The organism is Ichthyobacterium seriolicida (assembly GCF_002369955.1).
GTDB lineage: Bacteria > Bacteroidota > Bacteroidia > Flavobacteriales > Ichthyobacteriaceae > Ichthyobacterium > Ichthyobacterium seriolicida.
The window spans coordinates 1,190,340-1,212,667 of record NZ_AP014564.1; the positions used below are offsets into that span (position 1 = coordinate 1,190,340).

Annotated in this window: 24 protein-coding genes; 11 read left to right on the plus strand and 13 right to left on the minus strand. The window is 33.1% G+C overall.

Annotation, left to right across the window (positions count from 1 at the left end; all coding sequences use genetic code 11):
* The first annotated feature begins 16 nt into the window (after positions 1–16).
* Positions 17–856: a pantoate--beta-alanine ligase gene (gene panC, locus JBKA6_RS04560; protein WP_096686299.1), complete on the plus strand. Its 840-nt coding sequence runs from the start codon at positions 17–19 to the stop codon at positions 854–856.
* A gap of 181 nt (positions 857–1,037) precedes the next feature.
* Positions 1,038–1,283: a type B 50S ribosomal protein L31 gene (locus JBKA6_RS04565; RefSeq protein WP_096686301.1), complete on the plus strand. Its 246-nt coding sequence runs from the start codon at positions 1,038–1,040 to the stop codon at positions 1,281–1,283.
* A gap of 442 nt (positions 1,284–1,725) precedes the next feature.
* Here JBKA6_RS04565 and JBKA6_RS04570 read toward each other — a convergent pair whose 3' ends face one another.
* From JBKA6_RS04570 to JBKA6_RS04580, 3 genes are read right to left on the minus strand one after another with little or no spacing between them, the layout of a single operon-like run.
* Complete coding sequence (locus tag JBKA6_RS04570) at positions 1,726–2,187, minus strand: PaaI family thioesterase (RefSeq protein WP_096686303.1); 462 nt, start codon at positions 2,185–2,187, stop codon at positions 1,726–1,728.
* 1 nt (position 2,188) lies between these two features.
* Positions 2,189–3,853, minus strand: coding sequence for an AMP-binding protein (locus JBKA6_RS04575; protein ID WP_096686305.1), 1,665 nt, complete (start codon positions 3,851–3,853; stop codon positions 2,189–2,191).
* A gap of 48 nt (positions 3,854–3,901) precedes the next feature.
* On the minus strand, positions 3,902–5,098 hold the full coding sequence (locus JBKA6_RS04580; RefSeq protein ID WP_096686307.1) for an acetyl-CoA C-acyltransferase: 1,197 nt from the start codon (positions 5,096–5,098) through the stop codon (positions 3,902–3,904).
* A gap of 321 nt (positions 5,099–5,419) precedes the next feature.
* Between JBKA6_RS04580 and JBKA6_RS04585 the strand changes: the two genes are divergently transcribed.
* The gene (locus JBKA6_RS04585) at positions 5,420–5,710 is read left to right on the plus strand and encodes an FtsB family cell division protein (RefSeq protein ID WP_096686309.1); all 291 of its coding nucleotides are present in this window, start codon (positions 5,420–5,422) and stop codon (positions 5,708–5,710) included.
* A 35-nt stretch (positions 5,711–5,745) separates the two neighbouring features.
* On the plus strand, positions 5,746–6,450 hold the full coding sequence (locus JBKA6_RS04590) for an LOG family protein (RefSeq protein WP_096686311.1): 705 nt from the start codon (positions 5,746–5,748) through the stop codon (positions 6,448–6,450).
* Positions 6,451–6,564: 114 nt separating this feature from the next.
* Here JBKA6_RS04590 and trpS read toward each other — a convergent pair whose 3' ends face one another.
* From trpS to JBKA6_RS04640, 10 genes are all read right to left on the minus strand, one after another.
* Positions 6,565–7,554, minus strand: coding sequence for a tryptophan--tRNA ligase (gene trpS, locus JBKA6_RS04595; protein WP_096686313.1), 990 nt, complete (start codon positions 7,552–7,554; stop codon positions 6,565–6,567).
* Positions 7,555–7,641: 87 nt separating this feature from the next.
* Complete coding sequence (gldC, locus tag JBKA6_RS04600) at positions 7,642–7,965, minus strand: gliding motility protein GldC (RefSeq protein WP_096686315.1); 324 nt, start codon at positions 7,963–7,965, stop codon at positions 7,642–7,644.
* A gap of 2 nt (positions 7,966–7,967) precedes the next feature.
* Positions 7,968–8,930, minus strand: coding sequence for a gliding motility lipoprotein GldB (gldB, locus tag JBKA6_RS04605; protein WP_096686317.1), 963 nt, complete (start codon positions 8,928–8,930; stop codon positions 7,968–7,970).
* Positions 8,931–8,986: 56 nt separating this feature from the next.
* Positions 8,987–9,958 carry a peptidylprolyl isomerase gene (locus tag JBKA6_RS04610; RefSeq protein WP_096687371.1) on the minus strand — a complete coding sequence of 324 codons (972 nt, stop codon included), beginning with the start codon at positions 9,956–9,958 and terminating at the stop codon, positions 8,987–8,989.
* Between the two features lie 31 nt (positions 9,959–9,989).
* Positions 9,990–10,505, minus strand: coding sequence for an FKBP-type peptidyl-prolyl cis-trans isomerase (locus tag JBKA6_RS04615; protein ID WP_096686319.1), 516 nt, complete (start codon positions 10,503–10,505; stop codon positions 9,990–9,992).
* A complete protein-coding gene (locus JBKA6_RS04620) occupies positions 10,486–11,502 on the minus strand; it encodes a DHH family phosphoesterase (protein ID WP_096686321.1) in 1,017 nt (338 codons plus the stop codon). The genes JBKA6_RS04615 and JBKA6_RS04620 overlap by 20 nt, the downstream gene beginning before the upstream one ends.
* Before the next feature lie 51 nt (positions 11,503–11,553).
* A complete protein-coding gene (gene idi, locus JBKA6_RS04625; protein ID WP_096686323.1) occupies positions 11,554–12,099 on the minus strand; it encodes an isopentenyl-diphosphate Delta-isomerase in 546 nt (181 codons plus the stop codon).
* A gap of 5 nt (positions 12,100–12,104) precedes the next feature.
* The gene (obgE, locus tag JBKA6_RS04630) at positions 12,105–13,106 is read right to left on the minus strand and encodes a GTPase ObgE (protein ID WP_096686325.1); all 1,002 of its coding nucleotides are present in this window, start codon (positions 13,104–13,106) and stop codon (positions 12,105–12,107) included.
* Positions 13,107–13,127: 21 nt separating this feature from the next.
* The gene (locus JBKA6_RS04635; protein ID WP_096686327.1) at positions 13,128–13,700 is read right to left on the minus strand and encodes an adenylate kinase; all 573 of its coding nucleotides are present in this window, start codon (positions 13,698–13,700) and stop codon (positions 13,128–13,130) included.
* 72 nt (positions 13,701–13,772) lie between these two features.
* Positions 13,773–14,297 (minus strand): hypothetical protein, encoded by a 525-nt coding sequence (locus JBKA6_RS04640; protein WP_096686329.1) that lies wholly within the window; start codon positions 14,295–14,297, stop codon positions 13,773–13,775.
* A 313-nt stretch (positions 14,298–14,610) separates the two neighbouring features.
* Here JBKA6_RS04640 and JBKA6_RS04645 point away from each other — a divergent pair, with 313 nt between their 5' ends.
* From JBKA6_RS04645 to sucD, 7 genes are all read left to right on the plus strand, one after another.
* On the plus strand, positions 14,611–15,795 hold the full coding sequence (locus tag JBKA6_RS04645; protein ID WP_096686331.1) for an IS1380 family transposase: 1,185 nt from the start codon (positions 14,611–14,613) through the stop codon (positions 15,793–15,795).
* Positions 15,796–16,276: 481 nt separating this feature from the next.
* The gene (locus JBKA6_RS04650; protein WP_096686333.1) at positions 16,277–17,563 is read left to right on the plus strand and encodes a citrate synthase; all 1,287 of its coding nucleotides are present in this window, start codon (positions 16,277–16,279) and stop codon (positions 17,561–17,563) included.
* A gap of 61 nt (positions 17,564–17,624) precedes the next feature.
* Complete coding sequence (gene lpxD / locus JBKA6_RS04655) at positions 17,625–18,671, plus strand: UDP-3-O-(3-hydroxymyristoyl)glucosamine N-acyltransferase (protein WP_096686335.1); 1,047 nt, start codon at positions 17,625–17,627, stop codon at positions 18,669–18,671.
* Positions 18,640–20,034 carry a bifunctional UDP-3-O-[3-hydroxymyristoyl] N-acetylglucosamine deacetylase/3-hydroxyacyl-ACP dehydratase gene (locus tag JBKA6_RS04660; protein ID WP_096686337.1) on the plus strand — a complete coding sequence of 465 codons (1,395 nt, stop codon included), beginning with the start codon at positions 18,640–18,642 and terminating at the stop codon, positions 20,032–20,034. The genes lpxD and JBKA6_RS04660 overlap by 32 nt, the downstream gene beginning before the upstream one ends.
* Before the next feature lie 42 nt (positions 20,035–20,076).
* The gene (gene lpxA / locus JBKA6_RS04665) at positions 20,077–20,847 is read left to right on the plus strand and encodes an acyl-ACP--UDP-N-acetylglucosamine O-acyltransferase (protein ID WP_096686339.1); all 771 of its coding nucleotides are present in this window, start codon (positions 20,077–20,079) and stop codon (positions 20,845–20,847) included.
* A 12-nt stretch (positions 20,848–20,859) separates the two neighbouring features.
* Positions 20,860–21,423 carry an elongation factor P gene (gene efp / locus JBKA6_RS04670; protein ID WP_096686341.1) on the plus strand — a complete coding sequence of 188 codons (564 nt, stop codon included), beginning with the start codon at positions 20,860–20,862 and terminating at the stop codon, positions 21,421–21,423.
* 10 nt (positions 21,424–21,433) lie between these two features.
* Positions 21,434–22,303 (plus strand): succinate--CoA ligase subunit alpha, encoded by an 870-nt coding sequence (sucD, locus tag JBKA6_RS04675; RefSeq protein ID WP_096686343.1) that lies wholly within the window; start codon positions 21,434–21,436, stop codon positions 22,301–22,303.
* Positions 22,304–22,328: the final 25 nt, after the last annotated feature.

Below are 22,328 nucleotides of genomic sequence, written 5' to 3' on the forward strand. Positions count from 1 at the left end.
AATGGTTTTGTAAGGTATGGAGATATATACTACTGTATCTGAAATTAGCACTTTTGTGAGTGATAAAAGCCATAAGACTATTGGTTTTGTGCCCACCATGGGGGAGCTTCACGGTGGGCATATGAGTTTAGTAAAACTGTCAAAACAAGAAAATGATATTACTGTTTGTAGTATTTTCGTAAATCCTACGCAATTTGATAATAAGTCTGATTTAGAGAGATATCCTAGAAATACGGTTTCTGATATAGAAAAATTGAATGAAGCGAAATGTGATGTTTTGTTTTTACCTTCTGTTTTAGAGATTTATCCCCAGGGGGATAAATTGGAATCTATATATTTAAATGGATTAGATCGAGTAATGGAGGGGGCTTTTAGGGGGGCACATTTTAAAGGGGTGGCCACTGTGGTCAAGAGGTTATTTGATATCATACCTGCGAACAATGCCTATTTTGGAAAAAAAGATTATCAACAACTATTAATAGTTAAGCATTTAGTCAAAGTTTATGGGTTAAATACAAATATTGTTGGATGCGAAACTGTAAGGGATCCTAATGGCTTAGCTCTTAGTTCTAGGAATAAATTACTATCTAAACAACACAAAGAAAAGGCAGGATTTATATACAAAACGCTTAAAACAGCCTCAGATATGCTCAAGCGCTGTAGTCTTTCAAATACAAAAAAATGGGTTGAGAGTCAATTTGATAAAGAATATTTTAGATTGGAATATTTTGAAGTAGCAGAAAAAAATACTTTAGAGATAGCCTCTGAAATAGAGAAAGATAAAAAATATAGACTTTTTATAGCATTGTTCGTAGGGGAAGTTAGACTGATAGATAATATACCTTTACAGAATTGAAAATTTCCTAAAAGCTATTAGGCGTAACGGTCACTTTAAAAATTATTAGAATAAGGCTGAAGTAGTATATTGACGCCATAAATATCTGTTTAAATAAAATCTAGTTATATCTTATCTAGATAAATTATCATACCTTTGTTGGGTCAAAATTTTAAATTTACATTTTTTACATTTCCAAGAGATGAGAAAAGGAATTCACCCTGAAAATTATAGATTAGTAGTATTCAAAGATATGTCTAACGGAGATACTTTTATATCAAAGTCTACAGCAAATACTAAGGAGACTATAGAGATAGAAGATCAGACATATCCACTAGTAAAAATTGAAATATCTAGTACATCGCACCCTTTCTTTACAGGTAAAGTGAAGTTGGTAGACTCTGCTGGTAGAATAGATAAGTTTAAAAATAGATATAACAAAAATTAGAAGATATGCTATTTCTAATAGCATATGTTTGTCTATAAGGCTAAAATTCAAAAGAAGCTGTCTCAAAACCGAGGCAGCTTTTTTTTGTTTGAAAGTGTAGTTTTTACTGTTAACCTGAGTACGATTAATAATTTACTTACTCAAAACAGCCAAAAGATTTGAATTAACTGGCATTAAAGAGATTTGTATTTGAGATAAATAGAATGTTTTAGTGCTAAGCATAAAAGAGCCCAAAACTAAAGGGGTATTTCCTTAAATCCGAATAAAATCAAAAGGTTCAAGTGATTTATTAATCGAACTCGGGTTTTTAAAAGGAAAGTAAAATGTAGCGCTAAACACCAAAAATTAAAAAACCGCCTCATTTTATTAATGAGGCGGTTTCATCTTGAAGCAGTATAAATCTCCTGTAAATATTTCAGGGGGGGGTAATACTAAAAAAAAACTATGGATTTATGCCTTGTTTTTTGTAGTATTCTTCAACTAGAGAATCAAAATCATAAACTTTTTTACCTATAGAAAAAATAACGGTAGATTGACTAAATATAGTGTCATCATCTACTGATAGTATGTCTACATTACCAAAAGCTAATCTATTACCTGCTCTATTACAATGAGCTCTTATTCTCAGTTGCTCTACCTTAGCAGGTTCCAAAAATTGACAATTCAAACTGACAGTAGAGCTATCTAAGACTAAACCTTTTTTTAGTAAAACTGTAAAGTACATAGAAACATCGGCTAAAGCCATTTGTACGGGCCCTGATATATATCCACCAAGACGATAATCGCTTTCTTTTGCTACATACAACATATCTATGTTGCCATTATCATCTATATTTTTAATTTTTAGATTTGGTAATTTCATTCCTAAATCTATTACCATTTGAAATTGTTCTTTTATATTCATTTTATTTTCTCAAAAGACGTCTAAGTATTTTTCCTACATTACTCTTTGGTAAGCTATCTACTATTTCCAATTGAGAAGGTACTTTATATGCTAACATCCTATCTTTACAGAATTTTCTGAGCTCATCGAGAGTCAAATGTTGATTCTCTTCTAAAATCACAAACGCTTTTACCTCTTCGTTTGAACGTTCACTAGGAACACCTATACAGGCTACTTCAAATACTGAAGGATGTTGAGATATAACATCCTCAACTTGGGTAGGATAAACATTAAATCCAGATACTATAATCATATCTTTTTTTCTATCTGTTAGGTACAGACAGCCATTTTCATCTAATTTTCCTATATCACCTGTTTTAAACCATTCGCCTTTATGGAAGGCCTGTTTAGTCTCTTCTTCGTTATTCCAATAAGATTTCATTACCTGAGGTCCTTTAACGCATACTTCACCCTCTTTACCAGTTTCAACCTCTTGGCCTGAGTCATCAATAATTAATATATCTGTACTTGGAACAGGAATACCTGTAGATCCATCGAAAGAAGTTAAATCAGGATTACTCAAAGTAACAGCAGGAGATGTCTCGGTAAGGCCATATCCTTGATATATAATCCTCCCAGTGAGCTTATGCCACCTATCTGCTGTGTCTTTCAAAACAGCCATACCTCCACCTATTGTGTAAATCAAATTAGAAAAATCTAACTTACAGAAGTCCTCATCGTTCATAAATAAATTAAACAGAGTATTGACCCCACATAAACAAGTGAACTTCTCATTTTTTAAATCCTTAACTACAGATTTTACATCTCTAGGATTTGCTATCAAAATTTGTTTGGAACCTAGGGAAATTCCTCTTAAAAGATTTGCGTTCAAACTAAAAATATGGTAGATAGGAAGCGCAGTTACTATCACGTCTTTCTCTGTATGAGTTACAAACGAATCTACTTGGTATAAGTTCGAAAGTAAATTTTTATGAGATAGCATAGCTGCTTTAGGATTACCAGTAGTTCCGCCAGTGTATTGTAAAAATGCTAAATCTTCTTGTTCTATCTCTATTTTATCGAACTCACCTTTTTTGTTTAGAATTTCGCTAAAAGTATTGTGATTAAAATCGTATGCAGGAACTTTCTTTTGTATATTTTTTACTACAAAATTCATCACTAAACCCTTAATGGTAGGGAATAGATCTCCAATCTTAGACAACATAACGTGTTTTAAGGGAGAGTCTTTACCATTTATCTCTATGGCCTCTTGTATTGTCTTGCCAAAAAAATTCAGAGCTATTATAGCCTTAGCCTTGGAGTCTTTTAACTGAAAAGCGAGCTCGAGAGGAGGAGAAAGAGGATTTATATTAGTTATTACTAAACCAGTTAAAAAAGAAGAAAAAACAGCAATGGGATAAGGTAAGATATTAGGCATCATAATAGCTACACAATCTCCTTTTTTTAAATTCCAATCTCTTTGTAAAAACTCTGCTAACTTATAGCTAGTTTTTAAGAGGTCATTAAAAGAGAGCTCTTTGCCCATAGAGGAAAAGGCAACTCTTTCAGAGTATTTCTTACAAGAATTTTCCATTACATCACACAGAGATTTTTCCTTGATTTCACCTAAATCCAAAGAGACATTTTTAGGGTAATTTTTACTCCAAAGTTTAACATTGCTACTCATATTTTAGCTTTTTAAGTTTTTATTTAAACACTTATACTATTGATAATTTTATACTCTGACGAATAAACCTGAAGCTCCCATGCCAGTTCCTATACACATGCTCACCATTGCATAATCTAACTTTTCCCTATTTAAAGCGTGAACAGCAGTAGTCGCCTTAATAGCGCCAGTAGCTCCTAGGGGATGACCTAATGCTATGGCTCCTCCTAGGGGATTGACTTTTTCTTTATCTAATTTCAACTCATTGATAACGGCCAATGCTTGAGCCGCAAAAGCTTCGTTTAGCTCTATCCAGTCTACATCTTCTAATTTGATATTGTATTTCTTTAATAAATTTGGTATGGCTGCTACTGGACCTATGCCCATTATTTCCGGGGGTACTCCTGTTACATGAAAATCCAGAAATCTAGCTAGAGGAGTTAAATTGTAATCTTTTAAGGCTTGTTCTGAACATAACAACAAAGATGCTGCTCCATCGCTCATTTGGGAGCTATTCCCTGCTGTAACAGAGCCTTTGTTTTTAAAGACAGGTCTCAATTTAGATAGGGATTCTATAGAAGAATCTACTCTAGGACCTTCATCGTTTTTAACGATTTTTTTATTTGATTCTACCTTACCATCTTTTAGACTATTGCTCTCTACCTCTACGGGAGTAATTTCATCTTTACCTATATCATTACTTATAGCTTTTAGAGCTCTTCTATGACTCTCTAGGGCGAATTCATCTTGAGCCTGTCTGGATACTCCGTATTTCTCTGATACTTTTTCAGCGGTAATTCCCATACCGTAAGCAATAGCTTTATTCTGATCGTCAGAGATCACACTGGGATTGACCGAGGGTTTATTCCCTCCCATTGGAACCATAGACATGGATTCAACCCCTGCGCCTATAGCCAATTCAGTATTGCCCATAGCCACCTGAGAAGCTGCAAGGGCAACTGCCTGTAATCCAGAAGCACAAAACCTGTTTATAGTATAAGCTGGAACACTATCGGGTAAACCAGATAATAAACCTGCTATTCTAGCCACGTTCAAACCTTGTTCGGCTTCAGGCATAGCACAGCCTACCACTAAATCACCAATTTGAGATGAGTCAACAGGAGCCTTAGTCAACAATGATTTTATCGTGTGTACTAATAAGTCATCTGGCCTAACATTGTTAAACGCACCCCTGATCTTTCCTACAGGAGTCCTTACTGCTGCTGCTACATAAACATCTCTAAGATTTCTATTTTCTCTATTCATAACCATAAGATAAAATTATTTTTTTGTTGTAGAATTCAATTTTCTAGAAATTATAAAAAATGTAAAGTAACCATTAATTACCCTCTGTGTTTTCATTTTAGAACACATCTTAGCTTTTAAAGATGTGAGATAAGAATATTGCATTACCCAAAATGAAACAGATATTCTACAGATTAGTAATTACGTCTGGGCAAATGTAATCTTTTTATGCAAAAAGAATTTTTTAGAAATCTCAAATGCTTTTAACCTGAGTTAATCCAAAGTATAATTTTGCGTTTATGTTATTTTTGTGTTTAATTTGTGGGTCATTCAGTTTGTGATATGAAGGATATTAGTTTATTTTCCATATTTAAGAATAAGTATTTTTTATCTGCTATCTTATTTGTTTTCTGGATGTCTTTTTTAGATAAAAACTCCTTTACCGTACTCTTGGAACTCAGTTATGAAATAGAAAAGTTAGAAAGATCTAATGATTTTTATAGAAAAAAAATAAGGGAAGACACAAAAAATCTCGAGAGGATACACATCCCTTATGAAATAGAGAAATATGCTAGGGAGAAATTTTTAATGAAGAGAGAGAACGAAGATGTTTTTATAATTAAACGTGGATGAGATAATAATATCGTATTATATATAAGAGAAAGCCAATGTCAGATCAAAAAATAAAATCCAAGTTAAAGTCTAAAACTTGGGCTAGGGTAAAGGGCAATGATTCATGGGTTGTATTTAAGATAATGTCTGAGTTTGTAGATGCATTTGAAACTATGGGTAATACAGGGCCGTGTGTCTCTATTTTTGGTTCAGCTAGAACCGATAAAGAACATAAATATTACAAGATGGCAGAGGAAATAGCTTATAAATTAATATTGAAGGGATACGGTATAATAACAGGAGGGGGTAGTGGAATTATGGAAGCTGGTAATAAAGGAGCTAATAGGGGAAATGGGTTATCTGTAGGTCTGAATATAGATTTGCCTTTTGAAAAAAAAGACAATATGTTCATAACACCTGGCAAGAGTATAGATTTCGATTATTTTTTTGTTAGGAAGGTGATGTTTGTAAAGTATTCTCAAGGGTTTATAGTTATGCCTGGAGGATTGGGCACATTAGATGAAATGTTCGAGGCGCTCACTCTAATACAAACTGAAAAGATAGCTGAGTTCCCTATAGTATTGGTGGGAAAAGACTATTGGAAGGGCTTATTAGATTGGATTAAGACTACCGTATGTGAGCAAGAAGGCAATATATATAAAAAGGACTTGTCTCTATTCAAGGTGGTAGATACTGTAGATGGAGCTATAGAAGTAATAGAATCATTTTACCAAAAGCACTCACATTCATTTAACTTTTGAATTATCATCCATTTATTTTGCTCGAGCAAAATTCTGTGGACTGTGAAATTTACATCGGCAAACACTAGTTTATCAAACTCAAGACTGAATTGCAAGCTGTGCGTGATAGTGTCGCTAGATTTTCTTATAGCTCAGTTTTTTATAACCTACGGCACTTCTGACTTTATTTAGTGTATCATTTGCGGTATCTCTAGCTTTTTCTGCTCCTCTTTTCAGAGCGGTATCTATATAGTCTAAGTCATTTATATATTCATTGAACTTTTCTCTGTTGGATTTAAATTTTTCTAAAATCAACTCAAACAGCATTTTCTTTGCATTTCCATATCCAAAATTTCCATTTATATATTTTTCTCTTAAAGTTTGGATATCATTTTGTCCAGCTATCGTTTTATATATGTTAAATACATTACAAGTCTCAGGGTTTTTAGGATCTTCTAAGGAAATACTATCTGTTATAATGCCCATTATTTGTTTTTTTAATTCATTCTCGCTAAGAAATATATCTATAAAATTATTGTATGATTTACTCATTTTATTCCCGTCTGTACCAGGGATATTAGCATTATTAGTTATTCTAGCCTCTGGAACTACTAAGACATTTCCGTATTTGTTGTTAAAGCTATTTGCAATATCTCTAGTTATCTCTAAATGTTGTTTTTGATCTTTTCCAACGGGTACTATATTGGCATTGTAGAGTAAAATATCTGCAGACATCAATATAGGATAGTAGAATAAACCTGTATTTACGCTGTGAAGATGATTAGATTTATCTTTAAAAGAATGGGCATTTGCCAACATTGGATATGGAGCAACGCAGCTTAGATACCAAGAGAGTTCAGTTACCTCAGGGAGGTCACTTTGACGATAAAACAGATTATTATCTATATCAAAATCAAAAGAGAGCCAAGCGGCAGCCACAGAATAAGTGTTGTGTTTTAAAATATCTGGATTTTTAATTGTAGTTAGAGAGTGCATATCGGCTATAAAGAAAAATGATTCAATATTTTTTTCTTTAGATAACTCTATAGATGGCCGTATGGCGCCTAAGATATTTCCTAAGTGAGGAACTCCAGTACTCTGTATTCCAGTTAATATTCTAGTCATAATGATTATTAGATTAATTGTTAAAAACTAGTATTCTCGATCGATTCTGATATTATTTTTTGGAATATATATATTGTGAGGAGTATATTATTTTATATTTGTCTTTTCAGCAAAAAAATCACAAAAATCCCTCAAGCTGGAAGCCATTTTATTATCAGAGGTAGCTCTTTCATATGAATCAGCCATGGATAGTAAGGTTTGGTGATAAAATTTTTTCATGTCGTTTACTAACATATCCTTTGTCCATAGATCTATTCTAAGAGTCTCTTCATTTTTTTTATCCCAAAAAGATAATATCAAAGATTCTACATTAACACTATCGGCTTGACCATCAGAAGATGTCCACTTTATGGATTTTGGAATCTTATTTTCATCTAATTCCAGATCTATATTTATTTGGGATTTGGTCATTTTTATTTGTTGGGTTTATATTTAGATAAGGACATTATCTCTGTTGAAGATGTGTTATTTAGTAATTCTTGCCATGTTTTGTCGGGGTTATTTTTCACATATTGTTCAAATATCTTATAACCTATATACACTCCCACACGATCGGGAGATTCTTTATCTATATTTAGGAAAAATTTAGAGAATGGTGCCTGAAGTACAAAACGCTTTAACAGATGTTTATCCGTACTGTAAAGTATTTTTTTTTGGATAAAGTATTTCCAAATATTCCATTCATTCTTTTTGAGCCATTCCATTTTACTTTTTGAATACTTGAATATATCATAGATGGTTGTTTCAGGTAAGATCTTTTTGATGAAAAACAGTAATTTACCTCTATAAATGATTTCCGATATAAAAGTTGTCTCATCACTTATAGGAACTATTTTTTTAGCTATGCTATTAGCGGCGTCGACTATTAGATATTTTTTATCGAAATTATCTTTTATATATTCAGGTATATCATTATACAGAGAACTTTTATTACCCAAGTACAAATCTATGGATATGAACAACAGGCTATCTGCATATATCACAGGATATTCAATATCTATTTTAGATATATAAGTATAGACATCTGGAGCAGTGAATTTTGGATAATAAAATTTTATATGCTTAAATAGTTGTTCTAACTTTTTTTTTTGATTGGAGAAATTGGAAAATTTTAACTCACATTTATTAAAGATGTCTAATTCGTTTGAGTCATTGATTTTCTTATTCCAGATGCTGTCTGGAATGTTATTAGGAAACATAAAGGAATATTCGTCTTTTAAAACGTTTAAATCTTTCTCCTTGCCATAAAATTCTCGTTCAAAACGCACGACATTAAAGGGCACATTAATGTCAGATATATCAGGACTACTGTCATCCCAACAAGAACATAATATGACAGGGAGAAAAAATAAAGCTAACCTTTTTCCTATATGCATAAGAATTATAAAAAAGTAATTAAGCTATTTTCTTATTAGAAGAACTATAATTTGTTTTACAATACTTTTAGTAGCTCTACTTCGAAGTAGAGGGTAGCATTTGCTGGTATAGATCCTCCTGCTCCTTGTGAGCCATATCCCAATTCTGATGGAATTATAAATTTAGCCTTATCTCCTTCTTTTAATAGAGTCAGACCTTCGTCCCATCCTTTTATTACTCTTCCTACTCCTACTTCAGTTTCAAAAGCTTCTCCTCTATCTAAAGAAGAATCTATTTTTTCGCCATTTTCTAAAAATAGTGAATAATGTACACTTACGGTATCTCCTTTTTTAACTTCTTTGCCACTTCCTTTCTGATTTATGGCATATTTCAAACCACTTTCAGTAGTAGTAAATCCTGACTTCCAATCTTCCATATCTAAATTAGATGCTTGTTTGTTTTTATCATTTAAAGAATCTACTTTTTCTTTAAAAACTTTTGCTGCATCAAACTTTTTACTCAAATCTCCAACTCTTATTATTTCTATTTTTTCTATTTTATCCCCTTGTGTTATTACATCTACAGTTTTCTGAGAAATAGAATCTGCTATATTTCCAAAAACAGTGTGTTTATCATCTAACCAAGGAGTAGGCACATGAGTTATAAAAAATTGTGATCCATTAGTATTAGGTCCAGAGTTAGCCATAGATAATATTCCTGGTTTATCGTGTCTTAAAGACTTGTCAAATTCATCGGGAAAACTATATCCTGGATCTCCACTTCCATTTCCTTGAGGGTCTCCTCCTTGAATCATAAAGTTTTCTATTACCCTGTGAAAATTTAGTCCATCGTAGTAAGGATCTCCCTTTTTCTTATTCTTATTCTCTATACTTCCTTGTGCTAATCCCACAAAATTTGCTACAGTCATTGGTGTTTTTTCAAATTCTAATTTCAATAAGATATTCCCTTTATTTGTGAATATTCTCGCATATAGCCCATCCTCTGATGGATTGTTACTATCACAAGAGTGTAATATAGAAGTTGTCATAAGAATTATTATTAGTGTTATTTTTTTCATTTTAATTTAATATTTTTAAAAGTGTAACTTTATACATCAATGACGTGTTAGGTAATACCTTGTTTCCATCACCGTATAGCCCATACGCTTTATATGAGGGGAAGATAAACGTAAATATCTCACCTTCATTCATCAGTTTTAACCCATCGTTGAGCCCTTGGATTATGTCTGTTTTGTTTAACAAAACACTCTGATTCCTCTTTTCATATACCTCATCTCCATTCATACTTAGCACTGAGTACTCTATGATAACTTCCGATTTAGAAGATGGGGCAGTTCTCTCTCCCTCAATCCTAAACCAAAATCCGTCATGGGTTCTTTCAAACCCAGAAAGATCGTTATCTTCAAGGTACTTCAGAATTTTTTTATCCTCTTGGGAGAAAATTTTTTTTGCAAAAGTAATAGAATTACTCCAGTTATTATCCAAATTCTTATTCTTTGCTAGACGAGGTGTATTATTATTAACACAGCTTGAAAAGCTAATACAAATAATCAAACTACCATAAAGTGCCTTCATAATTTTTTAATACATTCTTAAACAAATCAACTGTTTCAGTTATATTTTTATCTATTCTTCCTCCCGCTGCATTACAATGTCCACCTCCGTTAAAATATTTTGCCGACATATCATTAACTGAGAAAGAACCTTTAGAACGAAGAGAGAGTTTTGTGGAATTCAGATATTTATCTTCTGTCATAAGAACTCCTAGTGTAACGCCTTTTATTGACAGAGCGTAATTGACTATTCCAAAGGTATCTCCTTTTTCGTGTTTTATACTTTTTAGTTCTTGCCTAGAAAGAGTTATATATGCTGTATTATAATCTTTTAGAAGTATCAAGTTTTCTAATCCTCTAGCTAATAATTTTATTTTTCCTTCAGAGTTATTTTCATAAACCTGGCTGCTTATATTGATATTATCTGCTTCCATATTTATTAAGTTAGAGATAATACTATGGGTTTGGGCATTGGTAGATCTGAATCTAAAGCATCCAGTATCTGTCATAATACCCGTGTATAGGCAAGTGGCTATATTTTTATCTATTGAAGAGAGAGAGTCTATTTTTTCTATAAATAGATATATCAGTTGACATGTAGCACAGGCTGTGATATCCGAGTATATGTAATTAGGAAAATTATCTGGATTGACGTGATGATCGATCATTATCTTAATAGAGTTTGATTTTTCTATTAAAGCCCCTAAGCCTTCTCCTATACGGCTGATAGAATTAAAATCCAAACAAAAAATTATTTCAGATTTTTCTATAATCTGTTTTGTTCGTTCTATATTGTTTTCATAGATTATTACACTGTCTGCTCCTGGTATAAAGTCTAGGAAATAAGGAAATTTATTAGGCATTATAACGCTTACATGGTGATCTTTATTTCTCAAAAAATGCGATAATCCTAAACTGCTACCCAGAGCATCTCCATCGGGATCTCTATGAGATATTATAGAAATTTTCTTTTTTGATGATAATAGTTCTTTAATTTCTTGTATTTGCGATAATAACATTTAAAATTTAGTATAAGATATTTTTATAGATCAGGATTTTTTTATGAGGTTTTATAATTTTTTGTAATTCATAATATTTTCTGGTTCAAAGAAGTGTGAAAATTTATCTAAGATAATTTTCAACCAAGGTGTGAATTCCATTTCATTTATTTTGATATCTCTCTTTATTTCTGCTATGGAAATCCATTTCCAATCTTCTACTTCATCGGGATTTAATATAGGTTCACCGTTGAAATAACCAAATAATACGTGATCGAATTCGTGTTCTGTCAATCCTCTATCTAAGTCAGCTTTGTATACAAAGGAAAATACTTGGACTAATTCACAATCTATATTCATTTCTTCCATTAGTCTTCTGCGACCCGCTTGCAACGATGTCTCTCCATATATCTGATGAGAACAACAAGTATTTGTCCATAGCAAAGGGGAATGATATTTTGTTTTAGCTCTCTTTTGGAGCATTATTTCCCCTTTAGAATTAATTATAAAAATTGAGAAAGCACGATGTAACAATCCCTCTTTATGAGCTTTTCCCTTACCTGTTGTTCCTAGAAAGTTATCTTTTTCATCTACTAGTATAACTTGTTGCTCTGTCATCTATTTTAGGGTATATTCGTTAGATTTATATTTTCCCAGAGTAAATCTTTTAACTCTACTATTCCCTCATTTGTTATGGAAGAGATAAATATGTAAGGGATTTCTGGTAATTCTTTTTTAATTTCATTTTTTAAATCTTCATCTAGCATATCAGATTTAGATATGGCCAAGACCCTTGTTTTATCTAAAAGTTCTAGGTTGAATTCTCTCAATTCGTTGACTAGTATGTCGTACTGTTCTCTTATTTTGCAAGACTCGGCAGATATCAAGAACAATAAAATTGAATTTCTCTCTATATGTCTTAAAAATCTATGTCCTATCCCTTTGCCTTGGGAGGCTCCTTTTATAATTCCAGGTATATCAGACATGGTAAAAGATTTAAAATCTCTATACTTGACTATTCCTAGATTTGGGCTTAGAGTTGTAAATTCGTAATCTGCTATTTTAGGTTTAGCTGCGCTGACTACAGATAGTAATGTAGATTTACCTGCATTTGGAAATCCTACCAATCCCACATCAGATAGTATTTTTAGCTCTAAGATTAGTGAGATCTCTTTTGCTGGCATCCCAGGTTGAGCATATCTTGGAATTTGATTTGTAGCTGATTTAAAGTGTGTATTGCCCCAACCTCCTTTTCCTCCTTCTAATATGATTATCTCTTGATCGTGCTGTGTTATCTCTCCTAAGAGTTCATTTGTTTGGGCATCTCTTATTATTGTACCAAGTGGTACTTCCAAAAACTTATCTTGACCATTTGCTCCAGAAGAGCACTTAGCCCCTCCATTTTCTCCGTGAGAGGCTTTTATGTGTTTTTTGTATTTAAAAAATAATAGAGTCCATAAGTTTTTGTTTCCTTTTATTATTATGTGTCCTCCTCTTCCTCCATCACCTCCATCAGGTCCTCCTTTTGGATTAATTCTATCTCTGTACATATGGGTAGAACCAGCTCCTCCTTTGCCAGATGTGCAATATATTTTTACATAATCTATAAAATTAGAATTATCCATTTGATATATGTAATAATACTACTATTTAGTGCCTTCTATACTACAGCAAATCTCAGCGAATATATCACTTATAGATCCTATGCCACTTATAGAAATATATTTTTTTTGTGAATTATAATATTCTTTCAGGATACTATTTTTTTTATGATAGTCGGCTATTCTGCTATCAATTATATCTGGGTTATCATCTGATCTGTTACTATCTTTACCTCTGCGTAGCAATCTTTCTTTCAAGATATCATCAGATACGTCAAGGGATATTGCATAATTAATACTCATAGAATTCTTTGACATAAAAGAATCAAGAGATATAGCTTGTTGTTTAGTTCTAGGAAACCCATCAAATATAAATCCTTTTGAGTTCAAATTAGATTTAACTTCCTTTTCTAACATAGAAATAGTTATATCATCTGGAACTAATTCTCCTCTATCTAAGTACGATTTGGCTAATACTCCCAGTTCTGTTTGTTCTTTTATATTTTCTCTAAACATATTCCCAGTAGAGATATGACACAAGTCATATAAATTTATAATTTCCTGTGATTGAGTTCCCTTACCAGATCCAGGAGCTCCTAATAAAATTATATTTAGCATGATTATTTTTCAGAATTGTTATAAAAAAGCCACCTTTAAACAAAGGTGGCTTTTAAGTGTGAATTGTAATGTTTAAATGTTAATAATAGTATTGTCTATAAGGTCGTTGACTTTTCGGATACACTTTACATAAGCTTTATCTATAGCTTTAGATATCCCAGATGCTATTGACGAATCGTCACCTTTTTTAGTCATAGAGTTATCTGTTGATAAGAAGCCTATATCTTTAGTAAATGTCTCTCCTTTGTAGTTTATGGTAATCGATACATTCAGATCTACCATGTAGGTATAATCTATAGATTCCTCAGCAAAGAGAATTCCTTCTGAAGGGTAGAAGGATAAATCAATTTTTTTTAAATTCACATCTATTTGTATCTCATCTTTGGAGTTAACAGGTATGAATTTTAAATCAAAAAAATAATTAAACTTGCGTTTTAGAGATGTGAGACAAGGGTAGCTAAATCCTCCGAATACTGTGGAATTCAACTCTTTGTTTTCATCGTAAGTAGGAATGTCTCCATCTGAGTAAATAGACTTGTAAGAGGTTTTTATTGTTAAGTCTTTAGGCTCTAACGCGTCTGCTAGCGTTTCAGGCATCCCGAGTCTTAACCCGATGCTAGTGCTGCAAGAGTAGTTCAAGACGGCAAAAATCGAGAGTATGAAAATTCTTTTTTTCATTTTCATTTTCTTTTCTTCTAAAGAAGAACTAAAAACTGGGCGCTAAGGTAGTATAAAATATTTAATTTGCTCTAGGGTCTAGAAAAAGATACTGAGTTAAAGTCCTGTTTTTTTAGCGTTTTGACTTACTTCTTAACCCAGATTATTCATAGTTACCCTTTAAATATTGCGCATAAAGTGTTAATTTTAAGGCATTAAAGTCCAAAGAAACATACTTTAATATAGCCCAAAAATGAGGAATAAAAACACATTATTTTATAGAGGGAAAACTTCTGTTGAGTTAACTTTTTCATCATCAGAAATTAGCTCTGATGGATCTTTAATCATGCTTGAAAAACTAGAAAGAGATCATAGATTGATTCATTATTACAGTAAACTTTTGCCTGATACTCGAGACTCTAGATTTATTACTTATACCAGAAAGCAACAGTTAAAACAAAGGGTTTATATGATCATGTTAGGCTATGAAGACGCCAATGATGTTAATCATTTACATAACGATCCTTTATTCAAAGATGTTCTTCNNGGTGATTTGGCTTCTCAACCTACTATATCAAGATTTGAGAATAGCTTTGACAAACAAGCTGTTTTTAAGTTTTGTGATGCGTGGTTATACAAATATGTTTCAAGTTTATCTGATCGTAAGAGAATAGTTATTGACGTAGATTCAACTGATGATCCAACTCATGGCAGTCAACAATTGTCAATGTTTAACGGTTATTATAGTCAATTCATGTACAATGAACTATTTTTTCATGATGGAAAAACAGGACAGATTATCCTTCCTGTACTCCGCCCAGGAAATAGTCATTCTAATAAATGGTATGTGAGTATTTTAAAGCGAATAATTATCAAAATACGTGAGAGTCACCCAGAGATGGAAATAATTATTAGAAGTGATAGCGGCTTTAGTTGCGCTCCTTTTTACCAATTAGTAGATGATTTTGATTTACTATATGTGACAGGCATAGCGAGCAATGAAGTTTTAAAAAGAAAGGTATCTTGGTCAAAAAATGCTGTAAAAAAAATGTATTTAGATCAGGGAGAGAAGCACCAACATTTTATGAGTTTTACGTACAAAGCCAAGAGTTGGCACAAGCCTCAACAGTGCTATTCTAAAGTTGAGAGTACAGGATTAGGGATGAACATAAGGCATTTTTCTAGTAATCTTCCCCAAAAGGATGCTAGAGAAATTTACTTTGACTTTTATGTGAAAAGAGGTGATTCAAGTGAAAATAGAATAAAAGAAGTTAAAAATATGTGTTTTTCTGATCGTTTGTCAAATCATAGTTTTCTTGCTAATTTTTTTCGACTTATGATGAGTAGTCTTGCCTATGAAATGTTTTTATTACTGAAACAGAAGATAAAGAAAACAAGATTTGAAGTAGCAAAAAAAATGGTTAATCAGTTCGATTAGAACNTATCTTCTCAAGGTAGGAGCAACGATTAAAATTACCAAAAGGCGAATCTATTATCAGCTATCTAAATCTTTTGTTTACAAGGGTTTATTTCGGGAAATTATTACCCAGTAACGGTTGTTTATTTGTGAAATGAACAACCTTGGGATAGTTACGCCTTGTCGTTAAAAAACCATGTAAAAACACTAAAAAAGAGCATTGTCATCCTAAAAAAAGGTGCAAAAAAACGACAAAGAAGATGAGTTCTCTTCGATTAGTAAAAAAGTTAAGGAAAAAATATCACGTCTAATCTATTTTAGTATGACTATGAATAATGCGGGTTAAGTGTTTATTTTCAATTAGTCGGATTTGGGTTTAGATCATGATTTCTTATATCTATTCATGGTTTAGAGACTAGTTGTTTGGTGCTGTAATAAAAAATATTAGATTTGCACGATCTTCTAGTTTAGAGATTTTATCAAAAATAAAACATAGCGAAATATGACAGAAAAAGTAATCTTGGGTATTGAAAATAAAGAATATGAATTACCTCTTGTTCAGGGTACCGAGAGTGAATTAGCTATAGATATTACCTCTCTTAGGAATGATACGGGAATCATTACCCTAGATAATGGATTAAAAAATACTGGTTATGTGAAGAGTTCAATAACTTTTCTCGACGGGGAAAAAGGCATTTTAAGGCACAGAGGCTACACTATAGAAGACTTAGCTAATAAATCAACTTTTTTGGAAGTTGCTTATCTATTGATATTTGATAAATTACCCAATAATATAGAGCATGAAGTTTTTATAAATGATTTAAAAAGTCATTCTTTGGTAAATGAGAGGATTAAAACTATACTTTCGGGCTTCCCTAGAAATGCTCATCCTATGGGCGTACTATCCTCTTTGATATCTGCCTTAACTGCATTTCATGATCTTGATGCAGTTAGGAATAACAGCAATCAAGATTTTTATCCAGATTATATAAAGTTAATTGCTAAGTTTCCTACCATAGTATCTTGGACATATAACCATTTGATGGGAAGGCCTTTAAATTACCCTTCTGATGATTTAGATTATGTGGGTAATTTTATGAATATGTTATTCAGTACTCCAGCTAAGGAATACGATTTAGATCCATTGGTAGTAAATGCTATGGAAAAATTATTTATTCTGCACGCTGATCACGAACAGAACTGTTCTACATCTACTGTTAGGATGGTTGGATCTTCTAGGACAAATCTTTACGCGTCTATATCTTCAGGAGTGCATGCTCTATGGGGGGCGTTGCATGGAGGAGCAAATCAAGCTGTCATAGAGATGTTAGAGAAAATAAAAGAAGATGGTGGTAATGTAAGCAAGTATATAGCCAAGGCAAAAGATAAAAACGATCCGTTTAGGCTGATGGGTTTTGGTCACAGAGTTTATAAAAATTTTGATCCTAGAGCTAATATCATCAAAAAATCAGCAGACGATATTCTAGGTAGCTTAAATATAAAGAATGAGGTATTAGACATAGCAAAAGAAATAGAGAGAGTAGCTTTACAAGATGATTATTTTATAGAGAGAAAGCTCTTCCCTAATGTAGATTTTTATTCTGGTATAATATACAAGTCTTTAGGTTTTCCTACAGAAATGTTTACGGTTTTATTCGCTATGGGCAGATTGCCTGGTTGGATAGCACAGTGGCAAGAAATGAGAATGATGAAAGAGCCTATAAGTAGACCTAGACAGGTATATGTAGGGCATACAAGACGCGATTATGTGCCTATTTGGGATAGGTAATTTTTATAAATCTATATCTCATGCTTATTGTTTTAAGTATAAAAAATACCACATTTGTGCAATGGAGTTTACTGTGGCTAAAATAGCAGATCTATTGTCTGGTACAGTCGATGGAAATCCAGATGCTAAGATTTATAGGGTATCTGGAATAGTAGAGGCTAAGCAGGGGAGTATAACATTTTTATCAAACCAAAAGTATACGAATCTCATATACTCCACAAGCGCTACTGCTGTGGTAGTAAGCTCTGATTTTAAACCCAAGAGTAAAGTGAATTCTACTATTATTAGGGTGGACAATCCTTATCAATCATTATCCAAATTATTGTCATTATATGAAGGGTTAAAAAAAAACAAAAAAGGAATTGAGCAACCCTCTCATATAGGTAGAGATGTATCTCTTGGTGAAGGCATATACTTAGGAAAATTTTCTTATGTGGATGATAATTCTGTAATAGGCAATGGTGTTAAAATACATTCTGGTGTTTATATTTCTAATGATGTTAGAATAGGGGATAATACTGTTTTATACCCAGGGGTTAGGGTATACAATAATTGTGTAATAGGGGATAATTGTGTATTACACTCTAATGTTGTTATAGGTTCTGATGGATTTGGATTTGCTCAAGCTACTACTCATTATGAGAGAGTTCCACAGATAGGGAATGTAATAATAGGAAATAATGTGAGTATAGGATCAGGGTCTACTGTAGATAGAGCTACTATTGGATCTACTGTTATAAGTGACGGAGTCAAACTAGATAATCTAATACAAATAGCTCATAATGTAGAGATAGGATCTAATACAGTTATTGCTGCTCAAAGTGGCATTTCCGGCTCTACGAAGATAGGTGCAAATTGCATGATAGGAGGGCAGGTTGGAATATCTGGTCACATAAATATCGAAGATAATGTCAAGATAGCTGCTAAGAGTGGCATTCAAAATAATATTAAAAAAGGTAGGACAGTAATGGGGAATCCATCTATGGATATATCTAATTATAGGAGGTCTTATGTGTGGTTTAAAAATATAGGTGAGTTAGTAGATAGAATTTTCTCTTTAGAAAAAAAAATAAAAAATGATTCAAAAGCAGAGGACGATACAAAATGAAGTTTCGTTTGTAGGTGTAGGTTTACATACTGGCAATGATGTAAGTATTAAGTTTAAGCCTGGAGGAGAAAATACAGGAATAGTTTTTCGTCGTGTAGATTTAGATGGAGCTCCTGAGGTAGAGGCTATATCTAAGTTTGCAGTATCTTCTAGTACGAGTAGAAGTACTATATTGGACAAATATGGTGTTAAGATACGTACTACAGAGCATGTTTTGGCGGCTATAGCTGCATTAGAGATAGATAATCTAATTATAGAGATAGATTCTGAAGAAATCCCTATAGCAGATGGTTCTTCAAAGCCATTTATAGATCTGTTAGAAAAGGCCAATGTGGTACAACAGGAACAAGACGTAGATTTTTACTATGTAAAAGACAGCATATCGTTTTTGGATGAAGATTCAGGAGCTGAGATATTAGTCCTTCCTTCAAATGATTATAGAGTGTCTGTTATGGTAGATTTTCAGACTAAAGTCTTAGGCACTCAAAACGCTTCTGTCAATAGTATGGAAGAATTTAAAAATGAGTGCTCAGATTCTAGAACTTTTTGTTTTCTTCATGAAATAGAGCATCTCATAGACGGTGATTTAATAAAAGGAGGAGGCTTAGATAATTCAGTTGTATACGTAGATAAAGAGCCTTGCAAAGAGATCCTTGACAAACTTAAGGAAGTGTTTGGAAATGTAGAGGTTTCTGTAGAATCCAATGGGATATTAAATAACACAGAGCTTCGTCATCACAATGAAGCAGCTAGGCATAAATTATTGGATTTGGTAGGAGATTTAGCCTTAATAGGCAAAAAGATAAAAGGTCATGTTATAGCCACTAAACCAGGACATTTATTAAATATTAACTTTGCTAAAAAAATATCTAAGGAGATAGAAATTGAAAGAAAGGGAGCTCCTAGGGTAAATCCATGTGATACTCCAGTTATGGATATAGGTGATATAATGAAATTTTTACCTCATCGCCCTCCATTTCTTTTGATAGATAAAGTTTTGGAATTGTCAGATAAGCACGTTATAGGTTTGAAAAATGTAACTATTAATGAATATTTTTTCAAAGGGCATTTTCCAGGTGAGCCAGTAATGCCAGGGGTATTACAGATAGAAGCTATGGCGCAGGTTGGAGGATTATTAGTTCTCTCTACAGTTTTAGATCCAGAAAACTATTTGACTTATTTTATGAAAATCGATAAGGCAAAGTTCAAGAAGAAAGTAGTTCCAGGCGATACTGTAATATATAAACTAGAATTGTTAGCTCCTATAAGGAGAGGTATTTGTCATATGTTTGGCACGGGGTACGTAGGAAAAGATTTGGTCGTTGAGGCAGAGATGGTCGCTAAAATTTCTAAAGTAAAATGAGGTGTAGTGGATAAAAAATTAGTCCATATAGATCCTTGTGTCATGGATAAAAAATTAGTCCATATAGATCCTTGTGCAAAAATACACAGCAGTGTAGTAGTAGAGCCATTCACTACTATTTATGGTGATGTGAAAATAGGTGAAGGAACTTGGATAGGACCTAATGTCACGATAATGGACGGGGCTCGTATAGGCAAAAATTGTAAAATATTTCCTGGTGCAGTTATTTCAGCTATTCCACAAGATTTGAAATTCAGTGGAGAGCCTTCTCTTGCCATTGTAGGAGATAATACTATCATTAGAGAGTGTGTTACTATTAATAGAGGTACAAGTGATATGGGTAGAACTACAATTGGAAATTCTTGTCTTATTATGGCCTATACACATGTGGCTCACGATACTGTAATAGGAGATAATGTGATAATTGCAAATGGAACTGCTCTTGGAGGGCATATAAAAATAGGTGATTATGCAGTAATAGGTGGTTTAGTAGCTGTTCATCAGTTTGTCAGGATAGGTTGTCATTCTATGATATCTGGAGCTTCGGGCGTTAGAAAAGATGTTCCTCCTTACATAACTGCTGGGAAAACTCCATTATCCTTTTCTGGAATAAATTCTGTAGGATTAAAGAGGAGAGGTTTTACCAAGGATAAAATCAGAGAGATACAGAATATATATAAGATTATATATCTACAGAAATACAACACTACTCAGGCCTTAGAATATGTGAAATTAAACGTAAAGGAAACTCATGAGAGAAATGAAATATTAGAGTTTATCAAAAACTCTGATAGGGGTATTATAAAAGCATAAAAAAAAATATTTATGGGATCTACAACAGATATAAAAAATGGGGTTTGTATAGAGCACAACAATAGTTTGTGGAAGGTAGTTGAATTTCAACATGTAAAACCTGGTAAGGGTCCAGCTTTTGTCAGAACTAAAATCAAGAATTTGTCCACTGGCAAAGTTGTAGATAATACATTTCCTTCAGGGCATAGAATAGATATTGTCAGAGTTGAAAATAGGAGGTATCAATATTTATATAATGAAGGTGACACCTATCACTTTATGAATGTAGATGATTACAATCAAATTACTATGGAAAAAGAGTTGATCGATGCTACTCAATTCTTAAAGGAAGGACAAATATTAGAGGTTTTGTTCGATGCAGAAAAGGAGATTCCCTTAACTTGTGACTTGCCTCCTAATGTCGTTTTAGAGGTTGTAAAGTCAGAACCAGGGGTAAAGGGCAACACGGCTACAAATGCTACCAAGCCAGTAATTTTAGAGACAGGCGCTAGTATATTCGCTCCTCTTTTCATAGAGGAGGGAGATAAGATAAAGATAGATACTGTAAAAGGGGTTTATTTAGAGAGGGTTAAATAAAAAAATAGTAATGAGTGTTTTAGTAAATAAAAATTCCAAGATTATAATACAAGGGTTTACCGGAAATGAAGGCACATTTCACGCTACACAAATGATTTCCTATGGTACTCAAATAGTAGGAGGGGTTACCCCAGGTAAGGGAGGAGAGGTTCATTTAGATAGACCTGTATTCAACACAGTTTTTGAGGCTGTGGAAAAGGTAAATGCAGATACTTCTGTAATATTCGTACCTCCAGCTTTTGCGGCAGATGCTATTATGGAGGCTGCTCAAGCGGGTATAAAGGTTATAATATGTATTACAGAGGGGATTCCTACCAAAGATATGATCATGGTAAAAGAGTATATATCTGATAAGGGATGTATCTTGATAGGACCTAATTGTCCTGGTGTCATAACTCCAGATGAAGCAAAATGTGGTATTATGCCTGGTTTCATACACAAAAAAGGACGTATAGGGGTAGTCTCTAGATCTGGCACATTAACTTATGAGGCTGTGGATCAGATAACAAAGAAAGGATTAGGTCAATCTACTTGTATAGGTATTGGAGGAGATCCTATAATCGGAACCACCACTAGAGATGCTGTAAAGTTATTGATGGAAGATCCCAATACTGATGCCATTGTAGTCATAGGTGAGATAGGGGGGCAGATGGAAGCTGATGCTGCTTATTACATCAGAGATCATGGAACAAAGCCAGTGGTAGCTTTTATAGCTGGGCAGACTGCTCCTAAAGGTAGAACTATGGGGCATGCAGGAGCTATAATAGGTGGAGCTGAAGACACTGCTGAATCTAAGATGAAAATTATGAGAGAGTGTGGTATTAGGGTAGTGGAGTCTCCAGCTGAGATAGGTCAGGCTGTAGTAGAAGTATTAGGATAATTAAAACGTTGAATTAAATTATGAA

Coding starts and splice junctions, on each gene's coding strand:
- panC (WP_096686299.1), top strand. CDS start 17: ATGGAGATATATACTACTGTATCTGAAATTAGCACTTTTGTGAGTGAT.
- JBKA6_RS04565 (WP_096686301.1), top strand. CDS start 1,038: ATGAGAAAAGGAATTCACCCTGAAAATTATAGATTAGTAGTATTCAAA.
- JBKA6_RS04570 (WP_096686303.1), bottom strand. CDS start 2,187: ATGAATATAAAAGAACAATTTCAAATGGTAATAGATTTAGGAATGAAA.
- JBKA6_RS04575 (WP_096686305.1), bottom strand. CDS start 3,853: ATGAGTAGCAATGTTAAACTTTGGAGTAAAAATTACCCTAAAAATGTC.
- JBKA6_RS04580 (WP_096686307.1), bottom strand. CDS start 5,098: ATGAATAGAGAAAATAGAAATCTTAGAGATGTTTATGTAGCAGCAGCA.
- JBKA6_RS04585 (WP_096686309.1), top strand. CDS start 5,420: ATGAAGGATATTAGTTTATTTTCCATATTTAAGAATAAGTATTTTTTA.
- JBKA6_RS04590 (WP_096686311.1), top strand. CDS start 5,746: ATGTCAGATCAAAAAATAAAATCCAAGTTAAAGTCTAAAACTTGGGCT.
- trpS (WP_096686313.1), bottom strand. CDS start 7,554: ATGACTAGAATATTAACTGGAATACAGAGTACTGGAGTTCCTCACTTA.
- gldC (WP_096686315.1), bottom strand. CDS start 7,965: ATGACCAAATCCCAAATAAATATAGATCTGGAATTAGATGAAAATAAG.
- gldB (WP_096686317.1), bottom strand. CDS start 8,930: ATGCATATAGGAAAAAGGTTAGCTTTATTTTTTCTCCCTGTCATATTA.
- JBKA6_RS04610 (WP_096687371.1), bottom strand. CDS start 9,958: ATGACAACTTCTATATTACACTCTTGTGATAGTAACAATCCATCAGAG.
- JBKA6_RS04615 (WP_096686319.1), bottom strand. CDS start 10,505: ATGAAGGCACTTTATGGTAGTTTGATTATTTGTATTAGCTTTTCAAGC.
- JBKA6_RS04620 (WP_096686321.1), bottom strand. CDS start 11,502: ATGTTATTATCGCAAATACAAGAAATTAAAGAACTATTATCATCAAAA.
- idi (WP_096686323.1), bottom strand. CDS start 12,099: ATGACAGAGCAACAAGTTATACTAGTAGATGAAAAAGATAACTTTCTA.
- obgE (WP_096686325.1), bottom strand. CDS start 13,106: ATGGATAATTCTAATTTTATAGATTATGTAAAAATATATTGCACATCT.
- JBKA6_RS04635 (WP_096686327.1), bottom strand. CDS start 13,700: ATGCTAAATATAATTTTATTAGGAGCTCCTGGATCTGGTAAGGGAACT.
- JBKA6_RS04640 (WP_096686329.1), bottom strand. CDS start 14,297: ATGCCTGAAACGCTAGCAGACGCGTTAGAGCCTAAAGACTTAACAATA.
- JBKA6_RS04650 (WP_096686333.1), top strand. CDS start 16,277: ATGACAGAAAAAGTAATCTTGGGTATTGAAAATAAAGAATATGAATTA.
- lpxD (WP_096686335.1), top strand. CDS start 17,625: ATGGAGTTTACTGTGGCTAAAATAGCAGATCTATTGTCTGGTACAGTC.
- JBKA6_RS04660 (WP_096686337.1), top strand. CDS start 18,640: ATGATTCAAAAGCAGAGGACGATACAAAATGAAGTTTCGTTTGTAGGT.
- lpxA (WP_096686339.1), top strand. CDS start 20,077: ATGGATAAAAAATTAGTCCATATAGATCCTTGTGCAAAAATACACAGC.
- efp (WP_096686341.1), top strand. CDS start 20,860: ATGGGATCTACAACAGATATAAAAAATGGGGTTTGTATAGAGCACAAC.
- sucD (WP_096686343.1), top strand. CDS start 21,434: ATGAGTGTTTTAGTAAATAAAAATTCCAAGATTATAATACAAGGGTTT.